The 9,750-nt window shown below is 67.5% G+C and carries 12 protein-coding genes; 3 read left to right on the top strand and 9 right to left on the bottom strand.

The annotated features are described in order from the left end of the window. The 7 genes from ACFPN9_RS26790 to ACFPN9_RS26760 all read right to left on the bottom strand — a co-directional run. On the bottom strand, positions 1-1,852 hold a 1,852-nt coding region (locus tag ACFPN9_RS26790; RefSeq protein ID WP_377817924.1), incomplete at its 3' end, for a HAMP domain-containing protein. Positions 1,853-1,886: 34 nt separating this feature from the next. Then, positions 1,887-3,053: an ABC transporter substrate-binding protein gene (locus ACFPN9_RS26785; protein ID WP_066715845.1), complete on the bottom strand. Its 1,167-nt coding sequence runs from the start codon at positions 3,051-3,053 to the stop codon at positions 1,887-1,889. Positions 3,054-3,374: 321 nt separating this feature from the next. Then, positions 3,375-3,791 (bottom strand): acyl-CoA thioesterase, encoded by a 417-nt coding sequence (locus tag ACFPN9_RS26780; RefSeq protein ID WP_066715847.1) that lies wholly within the window; start codon positions 3,789-3,791, stop codon positions 3,375-3,377. A gap of 92 nt (positions 3,792-3,883) precedes the next feature. Next, a complete protein-coding gene (locus ACFPN9_RS26775; protein WP_066715849.1) occupies positions 3,884-4,909 on the bottom strand; it encodes a methionine synthase in 1,026 nt (341 codons plus the stop codon). Between the two features lie 85 nt (positions 4,910-4,994). Continuing rightward, on the bottom strand, positions 4,995-6,236 hold the full coding sequence (locus ACFPN9_RS26770) for an MFS transporter (RefSeq protein WP_066715851.1): 1,242 nt from the start codon (positions 6,234-6,236) through the stop codon (positions 4,995-4,997). A 196-nt stretch (positions 6,237-6,432) separates the two neighbouring features. Continuing rightward, on the bottom strand, positions 6,433-6,993 hold the full coding sequence (locus tag ACFPN9_RS26765; protein WP_066715852.1) for a type 1 glutamine amidotransferase domain-containing protein: 561 nt from the start codon (positions 6,991-6,993) through the stop codon (positions 6,433-6,435). Positions 6,994-7,085: 92 nt separating this feature from the next. Further along, on the bottom strand, positions 7,086-7,373 hold the full coding sequence (locus ACFPN9_RS26760; protein ID WP_066715853.1) for an HlyU family transcriptional regulator: 288 nt from the start codon (positions 7,371-7,373) through the stop codon (positions 7,086-7,088). Positions 7,374-7,488: 115 nt separating this feature from the next. Between ACFPN9_RS26760 and ACFPN9_RS26755 the strand changes: the two genes are divergently transcribed. Next, positions 7,489-7,740 (top strand): DUF3072 domain-containing protein, encoded by a 252-nt coding sequence (locus ACFPN9_RS26755; RefSeq protein ID WP_067989530.1) that lies wholly within the window; start codon positions 7,489-7,491, stop codon positions 7,738-7,740. A 7-nt stretch (positions 7,741-7,747) separates the two neighbouring features. Here the strand turns inward: ACFPN9_RS26755 and ACFPN9_RS26750 are convergent, their stop codons facing one another. Beyond that, a complete protein-coding gene (locus ACFPN9_RS26750; protein ID WP_066715855.1) occupies positions 7,748-8,173 on the bottom strand; it encodes a secondary thiamine-phosphate synthase enzyme YjbQ in 426 nt (141 codons plus the stop codon). A gap of 1 nt (position 8,174) precedes the next feature. Beyond that, positions 8,175-8,786, bottom strand: coding sequence for a LysE family translocator (locus tag ACFPN9_RS26745; protein WP_066715856.1), 612 nt, complete (start codon positions 8,784-8,786; stop codon positions 8,175-8,177). 135 nt (positions 8,787-8,921) lie between these two features. Here ACFPN9_RS26745 and ACFPN9_RS26740 point away from each other — a divergent pair, with 135 nt between their 5' ends. Further along, positions 8,922-9,266 carry an ArsR/SmtB family transcription factor gene (locus ACFPN9_RS26740; protein ID WP_066715858.1) on the top strand — a complete coding sequence of 115 codons (345 nt, stop codon included), beginning with the start codon at positions 8,922-8,924 and terminating at the stop codon, positions 9,264-9,266. Continuing rightward, positions 9,263-9,745, top strand: coding sequence for an SRPBCC family protein (locus ACFPN9_RS26735; RefSeq protein WP_066715860.1), 483 nt, complete (start codon positions 9,263-9,265; stop codon positions 9,743-9,745). Before ACFPN9_RS26740 ends, ACFPN9_RS26735 begins: the two co-directional genes overlap by 4 nt. Positions 9,746-9,750 lie beyond the last annotated feature (5 nt).

Below are 9,750 nucleotides of genomic sequence, written 5' to 3'. Positions count from 1 at the left end.
CTTCGAGCGCCGACGCCACGACCTTCTCGCCCTGCTGCGCCTGGCTCTCGGCGCCCTCGGCCATGCCGGTCGCCTGGGCCGCCTCGCTCGCCGTCTTCTTGACGGTGCCGGCGAAGGCGCCAAGCTGGTTGGTCGCCATCGAGACGGCGTTGCTCTCCTCGCTGGTGCGCTCGGCCAGATCGGTGACGCCGTCGAGGATCTCGGTCGTCGCGCTGCGCACCGCCGCGACCGTCTCCGACAGCTTGGCGAGCGTGCTCTCGAACTCCTCGGCCAGCGCATTCGTGCCGTTCTTCAGTTCGGCGAAGGCGCCCTGATACATCCCCTCGATGCGGGTCGAGAGATGCCCCGCCGACAGCTCCGCCAGAACCTCACAGGTCTCGGACAGGCCACCCTGCACCGTCTCCAGCAGTTCGTTGACCGAGCCCGCGAGCGCATTCAGCTCGGCGTCGGCAAAGTTCGCCTGGACGCGCAGGCTGAAGTCGCCGGCAGCGGCCGCCGCCACGACCTCGCCGAAGGCCGCGCCCAGCTCCGCCATCATCTCGCGGCGCTGCTCCTGCGCCCGCGCCTGGTCGGCGATCTTGGCGCTCTCCGCCTCGCGCAGCGCCACCGCATTGTCGCGGAACAGCAGCACGCTCTTCGAGATGTCGGAGATCTCGTCATTGCCCTTGATGTCGACCACCGTCTCCAGCGCGCCATCCGCGATCGCCCGCGTCGCCGCCCACAGACGGTTCAGCCGGCCGATGATCGCAGGACGGACGTAGAGCAGGGACAGCACGAGCGCGATCAGCAGCGAGCCGACGCCGATGGCGCCGAGCCAGATCTTGCTCTGCTCGATCAGGCTCGCCGTCGAGGCATTCGCGGCAACGGCGCCGGAGCGGGCCGAGGCAACAAGCTTGTCGATCTCCGCCCGCAAGGTCGCCGCGGCCTGGTCGATATCGACGACGCGGGCGTTGATCGCGTCCTGCGTTTCGATATCCCGCTGGCGCAGCGCCACCACGCCGCGCGGCCCTTCGCCGAGGGCAATGACCGAGTCGATCACGCGGTTGCGTGCGTCGTTGGGCTTGATCTTGTCGGCGGCGGCCATGTCCTTCTCGATCCGCAGCACGACGGCGTTGAGGCGTTCGCGCGCGAGGCCAAGCAGCGACTGATCCGCGATCTGGCCGACCTCGCGCAAGAGCCCGATCAGCTCGTTGACCTGCGCTTCCAGCTTGCGCGCCAGATCGAAGGCGGGGAATTCGAGATCGTTGACGGTCTTCAGCGCCTCGTCGAGCTGCGCGCCGTCCAGCCCCTTCACGCTCTCGATGCCGAGCACGACGTTGAACTGCCGCTCATCCGCCTCCCCGCCGACGACCTTGACGAAATCTTCGCGCGCCTTGCTCAGCTGTTCGAGCGCCGACGCCATCTGGGCGGAATTGCGCAGCCTCGTGCCGGTCAGATCATTGATGTCGTTGATCCGCAGGGACAGGTCGTCGAGCGCCTTTTGAACCGGCTTCATGTCGACGCCGGCGATCTTGCCCACCGTCCGCACGAGCTCGAATTGCCGTGCCTCGATCGTGTCCAGCTCGGTGGTCAGGCGGGCGCGCTGCTGTACGGTCTGCACGTTCAGAAAGCGCGGCGCCAGCGCTGTCGATTGCGTCGCGACCTGGGAGAGCTCGAGCACCATTTCCACAGTCGGCATCTTGTGCTCGACCATTTCGCCGACGGTGGCGCTGATCCGGTCATAGGACAGCCAGGCCACCGCCGAAGCGACGATCGTCAGCGTCGTCAAGGCGCCGAGCGCGGCGTAGATGCGGGCGGCGATGCCGACGCGCAGCGGCGCACGCGGGCGCGCCGGCTTCTTGGCCTTCCTCATGTCGTTCTCCGAATTGCGACGCGGCGGATGCGGCTCAGGCGGACAGGGAGCTGACCGCCTTGAAGGTACCGTCCGATCCGATCACCGTCAGATAGACGTCGTCGGAACCGCGGTTGTCATTGGGGCCGAAGGTCATCTTGAAGCCGCCGAAGTCGTAGGAGCCGTTGGTCAGGGCCTCCATCAAGGCCTTGCGCGTCGGATTCTTGCCGGCCTTCTCGAGAGCGGCGACGACGGTGCGGCCAACGAGATAACCCTCCAGCGAGACGAAACCCGGCTTCTTGTCCTTGGCGTCGCTGGCGGCCAGCGCCGCCTGGTAGGCCTTCACCACGGGGATCGAAGCGTCCGTCGGCAACGGCACGACCTGCGTGACGTAGACGCCGGCGCCCGCATCGCCGAGCTCGGCGGCCAGTGCATCGGAGCCGACGAAGGAGATGTTCATGAAGACCGGCGCGAACTTCACCTGCTTGCACAGCTTGATGAACTCGGCGCAGGGCTTGTAGGGGCCGACCATCACCACGGCTTCGGGATTGGCCTTGCGGATCTCGAGCAGGGCGGACCGGACCGCGACCGTGTTGCGCTCGAAGGTGCCTTCGGCGACCAGGCTCATCTTGCGCGCATCCATCGCCTTCTTGACGCCGGCCAGACCGGCCCGGCCGAAGGCATCGTCCTGATAGAAGATCGCGATCTTGGAGAAGCCCTTGTCCTTGACGAGGCGCTCGATCCAGACCTCGGTCTCCTGGAAATAGGAGGCGCGCACATTGACGACATGCGGCAGATAGGGATCGCGCAAGCCCTCGGCGCCGGTGAAAGCGCCGATGAAGGGCAGGCCGGCTTCCTTTGCGATCGGGTGGGCGGCCATCGACGTCGGCGTGCCGACCGGGCCGACCAAGGCGAAGACGTCCTTGGCGATCAGCGCCTTGGTCGCCTCGATCGACTTGCCGGGCTCATAGCCATCGTCTTGCGTCAGAAGTTCGATCTTGCGCCCGGCGACGCCGCCCTTGGCATTGGCTTCGGCGAAAGCGGCGGTCAGGCCATCGCGCATGCCGAGCCCCAGCGCACTGGCAGGGCCTTCGAAGACGGCCGCCTGGCCGAGGATGATCTTGTCGGCCATGACGCCGGGATCGGCGAAAGCGCGAGCGGGCAGCAGGGAGGCAGTGGAGGCGCAGGCAAGACCAGTCAGGACGTCACGACGAGTGGTCATGAAACGGTTTCCCCCAAATGTTTCTCTTCCGTTGTCAGTCGGGTTAGGCCAGCTGACCGGAAGGATGAAGGGGACGCACCTAACGAAGGGTTAAGTGACTGGATTCTTCTGAATCAGCCGTGATTCCGACGATTCAGCGTTCGTTAGTTTTTTGGCATTTTCGGCGCGGCGGCTCGGAATGAGGTCCGCGCCGGAACCATTACCACTCAAAGTCCTCCAGACCTTGCGTCACGCCGGACTGAATGCTGGGTCTCGCATGGCCTGCCAGCCATCCAAGCAGCGCGACGAGTCTCTGCGTTTCAGACGGGCCGAGGAAGCGCCCTAGGGCGTTTCGACGGATCGAGGCACCGGGCGCGGGCGCCCCTCCTCGTCGATCGCGACGAAGGTGAAGGTCGCGTCGGTGACCTTTTCGTGGATCATGGTGCGGAAGCGCCGCGCCCAGGCCTCGACATGGATCTTCATCGAGGTCCGGCCGACGGACTCGACCTCGGTATAGACGCTGAGCACGTCGCCGACCTTCACGGGCCGGATGAAGGTCATCGCATCCACCGCAATGGTGACGACACGGCCCTGCGCCCGGTCGACGCCGGCGATGCCGCCGGCGGCGTCCATTCGCGACATCACCCAGCCGCCGAAGATGTCGCCATTCGCGTTGGTGTCGGCCGGCATCGCATTGATGCGCACCGTCAGGTTGCCACGCGGCGCCTCGTCCTGCGCCACGCCCGCTTCTTTCGTCATGCGCTCACCCCCCGTCGAATCCCCGGCCATTGGAGCACGCGCCACCGCGCCTGCGCCAGATGGATCGGAGCGTTGACGGGAACCGCTCGACTTCAGGCCGCGCCGAGCTCCTTGCGCACCAGCGCCGCACCGGCCGACAGCGCCGCAAGCTTGCCATAGGCGACCTCGGCCGACATCGGGGCCATGCCGCAATTGGTGCAGGGGAAGAGCTTCTCGGGCGCGACGAAGGCCAGCGCCGCGCGGATCGTCGCGGCGACCTCCTCGGGCGTCTCGACCGTGTTGGAGGCGACGTCGATCGCGCCAGCCAGCACGTCCTTGCCGTCGAGCAGCTTGATCAGGTCGAGCGGCACCTTGGAGTTGCGGCACTCCAGCGAGACCTGCTGGATCGAGCTCTTCGCGATCGCCGGGAAGGTCTGCTCGTAATGGCGCCACTCCTCGCCGAGCGTCGCCTTCCAGTCGATATTGGCCTTGATCCCGTAGCCGTAGCAGATGTGAACGGCGGTGGTCGCGGTCAGCCCCTGCGCGGCGCGCTCGAGGCAGGCGATGCCCCAGTCCGGCACCTCCTTCATGTAGACGTTGAAGGCGGGCTCGTCGAACTGGATGACGTCGACGCCCAGCGCCTGCAGCTCATGCGCCTCCTCGTTCAGCACGGCGGCGAAGGCCATGGCGAGGTCCTCGCGGCGGCCATAGTGCTCGTCGGCGATGGTGTCGACGATCGTCATCGGCCCCGGCAGCGTGAACTTCAGCTTGCGGGTCGTATGCGCCCGGGCGGCCTTGGCCTCCATGCTGTGGACCGGCCCCTTGCGGCGGATCGCGCCGGTGACCGTCGGCACCTCCGCCTCGTAGCGGTTGTTGCGGATGCCCATGATCGTCTTCTTGTCGAAGTCGATGCCGTCGAGATTGGCCAGGAAGCCGTGGACGAAATGCACCCGCGCCTGCTCGCCGTCGCCGACGATGTCGATGCCGGCATCCTCCTGCAGCTTCACCGCCAGGATCGTCGCATCGCGCCGGCCCTCCTGCAGCGCCACCCCTTCCAGCTTCCACGGCGCCCAGAGTCGCTCGGACTCGGCGAGCCAGGTCGGCTTGGGCAGGCTGCCGGCGATGGTGGTGCGAAGCATGGACGTATCCTCGGAGGTTATGGTTGCGCGGACATCGGATGCGCGAGGCATCGGCGTCAAGCGTGACGGGGATGGATAGCCTGCGTCAGACGGCCGCCGCCGACTCTGGCCCGATCGGCCGACGCCGCGCCCGCATCATCAGCCAGCACACCACCGCGAGGTTGACGAGGTTCCAGGCCAGCCCGTTCAGGAAGGCGGCGCGGTAGGAGGCGAAGGCGTCGAAGATCGCGCCCGAGACATAGCCGCCGAAGGCCATGCCCAGGATGGTCGAGGACATGACGAGGCCGATCCGCACGCCGGCCTCCCGCGCCGGCAGATATTCCCGGATGATCACCGCATACATCGGCACGATGCCGCCCTGGAACAGGCCGAAAATGCCGGTGACGATGAAGAGCGAGGTGAGCCCGTCGAACCAGAGATAGAGGAAAAGCGCGAGTCCCTGCATCAGCGAGCCGATCGCCAGCGTCGCCGTGCCGCCGATGCGGTCGGCGACGAAGCCCGAACCGATGCGGCTGATGATGCCGAGCGCCAGCATCAGCGAGAGCATCTCGGCGCCGCGCGCCACGCCGTAACCGAGATCGCTGCAATAGGCGACGATATGGACCTGCGGCATCGCCATGGCGACGCAGCAGGAGAACCCCGCGATCGCCAGCAGCCACTGCAGCTGGCTCGCGGAGAGACCGAGATCGCCGCGCGCGCTCGTGCTCGCCGCCTCCTGCGCGGCGATGCTCGCGGCCGAGGGCCGCCGGCGGAAGAACGGCGAGAACGGCAGCATGATCGCCATCACCGCGAGCCCGATGCCGATATGGGTCGCGCGCCAGCCATGGTTCGCGACGCCCCAGGTGATGACCTGCGGCCAGATCACGCCCGCCAGATAGCTGCCGGACGCACCGAAGACGACCGCGAGACCGCGATGCTTGCGAAACCAATGCGAGAGATCCGCGATCAGCGGCGAGAAGCCCGCCCCACCGCCGACGCCGATCAGGAAGAGATGGACGAGGGCGAACTGCCAGAGCGATTGCGCCATGCCGGCCAGGATGTAACCGCTGCCCAGCAGCAAGGCGCCGCCCACGATCGGCACGATGATCCCGTAGCGGTCGGCGATGCGGCCCATGGCGATATTGCCGAAGCCGAAGCCCAGCATGACGCAGGTATAGGGCAGCGCAGCCCCGGCCCGCAGCGTCCCGAACTCGGCCTGCACCGAAGGCAGCACGACGACGACCGACCAGGTGCCGACACAGGCCGCCGTGCCGACCAGCAGCGACACGGCCAGCCGCAGCCAGGCATAGGAAGAATCGGGCGCGTAACGGGAGTCGTCGCTGGACATGTTTCCTCGGCGCGCCGGCTCACAGGACCGACGTTCTTCACCGAGGAGTAAGGCAGTCGGCCGAGCGGCGGCAAGCTCGCGCAAGGCGGGGCCGGTCGGCGTTCAGGGCGGGGCCGTGCCGCGACCCCACCCTGAGCGGGACCCAGGCGGTGAGCCTGGGTCCGATCCAGCGCCACCCGGAGGTGGCGCGGAAACGTCAGGCGGCGCGGCGCTCGTGGCGGCCCTCATTGACCTCTTCGATGATCTTGGCGACGAAAGCCGGCAGATCGTCGGGCTTGCGCGAGGTGACGACGCCCTTGTCGGTGACGACTTCGCTGTCCTCCCACATCGCGCCGGCATTGATCATGTCCTGCTTCATCGTGTTGTACGAGGTCAGACGGCGGCCCTTGGCGATGCCGGTGTCGATCAGCAGCCAGGGAGCGTGGCAGACGGCGGCGACGACCTTGCCCTGCTCGAAGAAGCGCTTGATCAGCGTCAGCGCCTCGGGCGTGCCGCGCAGCGTGTCGGGGTTCATCTGCCCGCCCGGCAACACGATAGCGTCATAGGCATCGGCGCTGACCTCGGCGATTGTCTTGTCGACCTTCACCGCGCGGCCCCAGTCCTTCTGGTCCCAGCCCGTGATTTCCCCGGCCTCGGGCGCGACGATATGCACGGTCGCGCCGGCTTCCTTCAGCTTGGCATGCGGAACATCGAGCTCCGACTGCTCGAAGCCGTTGGTGGCGAGGATGAGGATGGTCTTGCCTGACAGGTCGTTCATGGGACGGCCTCCTTGTTCGGGTTGAGGATGATGCCTCGACAACCCGCACGGGCCATGTCCGTTCCTGCGGTCTTGCGTCGCCCCCCGGAACGCTAGCGGAAGACGCTCTCTCCGGCCTGATCGACCAGCTGCTGGCCCTTGACCAGCGTGAAATCGACGGCCTCGTCCTTGCCCGGGAAACGGTCGGCCCGGACGAAGCGGTGGCTCTTCAGCTCCCCCTCGATCGTCTTTTCGACGACGCCGCAGAGCTGCCACTGGCCGCCCTCCTGATAGGGCGTCGCATGGATGGTGAAGCCGTTGTGCTCGATGGTCTTCGCCGGGCCCGTCGGCTTTGCCTCGGCCGCCTGGCCACCGCCGAAGAGCTTCTTGAGAAACGACATGGGCTGTCTCCTTGTCCATCGGGCGCCGCGCCCCTTCTCCCAGATTGCGGCGCGATGGGGAACCCGTCGGCGCGCGGCTCGTTGTCAGTGAACAAATCAGGAACGGAGACGCATCGTGACGAGCCGCACCGACGAACACGCCAGCCCGCTGGACGACAATCCCAAGCGCGACCCAAACCCGCCGGACAACACGCAGAAGGATCCCGCCGACTGGGTGTCAGGCGACGACCCGATGACGGGCGCGCAGACATCCTATCTCAAGACCCTGTCCGAGCAGACGCAGCGGCCAGGGGACTTCGCCGAGGATCTGAGCAAGGCCGAAGCGTCGAAACGGATCGATGCGCTGAAGGCGGATCTGGCGGGGTGAGGATGCCTCACGCCGCTAGGTGCAGCACCACCTCGCGCCGGTGCGGGCGGGCGCGGTGCTCGAACAGGTAGATCCCCTGCCAGGTGCCGAGCGCCAGCCGCCCGCCCATCACCGGGATCGAGAGCGAGACCGGCGTCAGCGCCGCCTTGATGTGGGCCGGCATGTCGTCGGGACCCTCCGCCCGGTGGACGAGATAATCCATCGCCGGATCGTCGGCGGAGGGCACGAGCCGACGGAAGAAGGCCTCGAGATCGACGCGCACATCGGGATCGGCATTCTCCTGGATCAGCAGCGAGCAGGAGGTGTGGCGCAGGAAGAGCGTCAGCAGCCCGGTCTCGATCCCGGCCCCGGCGACGAAAGCGGTCGCCTCCCGCGTGAACTCGTAGAGGCCCGGACCGCGCGTCGCGATCGTCAGCAGCGTCTGCGCCGCCATCTCAGCGCTCGGTCACGGCGAGCTTCGCTCCCAACGCGACGAAGGCCGCCGCGAAGCCCCGCCGCAGCCAGGCCATCACCGCAGGCCGCGTCACCACCTTGTCGCGCATCGCCGCCGCGAAGAGGCCGTAGAGCGCAAACACCACGAAGGTCATCGCCATGAACACGCCGGACAGTTCGAGCATGCGCGCCAGCGGCGCCGCCTCGCCGGCCGCGATGAACTGCGGCAGGAAGGCGACGAAGAAGATCGAGAGCTTGGGGTTGAGGACATTGATCGCGACGCCGTCGCGCAGCACCCGCCATGCCGAGCGCGGATCGGCCTTCGCCTCGACGCTCAGCGCCCCATGCTCCTGCAGCGTCTGCCAGGCCATGAACAGGAGATAGGCGACGCCGGCATATTTCACGACGGCGAAGGCGAGCGCGCTGGCATGCAGCAGCGCCGCCAGCCCCAGCATCGCCGCCAGCAGATGCGGCACGATGCCGAGCGTGCAGGCGAAGGCGGCAAGCACACTCGCGCGCGAGCCCCGGGTGAGCCCCGCCGCGATGGTGTAGATCGCACCCGTCCCCGGCGAGGCGACGACGATCAGCGAGGTCAGGAGGAATTCGGGCGACATGGGCTTGAGCCTCCGCGGAGCAGCGGCCAGCAAGCCGCAAGCCGCCGCCGGGATCAAGCCCGCCTCGCCTGCATCCCCGGCCAGCCTCAAAACTTAGGTATTGACCTAAGTATTTTTCTGGGCTTGAATCGCGCCATGTCCGTGACGCCCTCCACCCTCGACGACACCTTCCGTGCCCTGGCCGATCCGACCCGGCGCGCGGTGGTGCAGGCGCTGGGGCGGGGGCCGGCCTCGGTCAGCGAACTCGCCCGGCCCTTCGAGATGGCGCTGCCGAGCTTCCTCCAGCATCTCAGGGTGCTCGAGGAAAGCGGCCTCGTCACCACGGCCAAATCCGGGCGCGTGCGCACCTGCTCCCTGCGCCGGGAACCTCTCGCCGCCGCCGAAACCTGGCTGGAGGCGCAGCGCAGCCTCTGGACGCAGCGCCTCGACCAGCTCGACGCCTTCGTCCTGACCCTGAAAAACGACGAGGAACGCCCATGACGACCCTGCCCGCCGCCGCCTTCGACCCGGCGCTCGATCTCGAACTCAAGCGCGAGGTCGAGGTCGCCCCGCATCTGGTCTGGCGCGCCTGGACCGAGCCGGCCCTGCTGAAGCAGTGGTTCACGCCGGCGCCCTGGCGCACCACCCTGTGCGAGATCGACCTGCGTCCCGGCGGCAAGTTCCGCACCGTGATGGAAGGCCCCAACGGCGAGAAGAACGACGGCACCGGCTGCTTTCTCTTCGTCGTTCCGGAGAAGCTGCTCGTCTTCACCGACGCGCTCGGCCCCGGCTACCGCCCGCTGGGCTCCGGCTTCATGACCGCCTCGATCGAAATCGAGCCGACCGCGACCGGAACGCTCTACACGGCCCGCGCCCTGCACAAGGACGAAGCCGGCCGCAAGCAGCACGAGGAGATGGGCTTCCAGCAGGGCTGGGGCACCGCGCTCGACCAGTTGGTGGCGCTGGTGAAGGGGATGTGACGGCC

It is taken from the genome of Allobosea massiliensis (assembly GCF_042655245.1).
GTDB lineage: Bacteria > Pseudomonadota > Alphaproteobacteria > Rhizobiales > Beijerinckiaceae > Allobosea > Allobosea massiliensis.
Note: the sequence above shows the minus strand (reverse complement) of the source record. Positions and strands in the feature narration are given on the sequence as shown.

What these genes read in the sequence shown, in the direction of transcription:
- ACFPN9_RS26735 (WP_066715860.1), top strand. Translation starts at nt 9,263, where the DNA reads ATGACGACCCTGCCCGCCGCCGCCTTCGACCCGGCGCTCGATCTCGAA.
- ACFPN9_RS26745 (WP_066715856.1), bottom strand. Translation starts at nt 8,786, where the DNA reads ATGTCGCCCGAATTCCTCCTGACCTCGCTGATCGTCGTCGCCTCGCCG.
- ACFPN9_RS26740 (WP_066715858.1), top strand. Translation starts at nt 8,922, where the DNA reads ATGTCCGTGACGCCCTCCACCCTCGACGACACCTTCCGTGCCCTGGCC.
- ACFPN9_RS26760 (WP_066715853.1), bottom strand. Translation starts at nt 7,373, where the DNA reads ATGTCGTTTCTCAAGAAGCTCTTCGGCGGTGGCCAGGCGGCCGAGGCA.
- ACFPN9_RS26775 (WP_066715849.1), bottom strand. Translation starts at nt 4,909, where the DNA reads ATGCTTCGCACCACCATCGCCGGCAGCCTGCCCAAGCCGACCTGGCTC.
- ACFPN9_RS26780 (WP_066715847.1), bottom strand. Translation starts at nt 3,791, where the DNA reads ATGACGAAAGAAGCGGGCGTGGCGCAGGACGAGGCGCCGCGTGGCAAC.
- ACFPN9_RS26765 (WP_066715852.1), bottom strand. Translation starts at nt 6,993, where the DNA reads ATGAACGACCTGTCAGGCAAGACCATCCTCATCCTCGCCACCAACGGC.
- ACFPN9_RS26785 (WP_066715845.1), bottom strand. Translation starts at nt 3,053, where the DNA reads ATGACCACTCGTCGTGACGTCCTGACTGGTCTTGCCTGCGCCTCCACT.
- ACFPN9_RS26750 (WP_066715855.1), bottom strand. Translation starts at nt 8,173, where the DNA reads ATGGCGGCGCAGACGCTGCTGACGATCGCGACGCGCGGTCCGGGCCTC.
- ACFPN9_RS26770 (WP_066715851.1), bottom strand. Translation starts at nt 6,236, where the DNA reads ATGTCCAGCGACGACTCCCGTTACGCGCCCGATTCTTCCTATGCCTGG.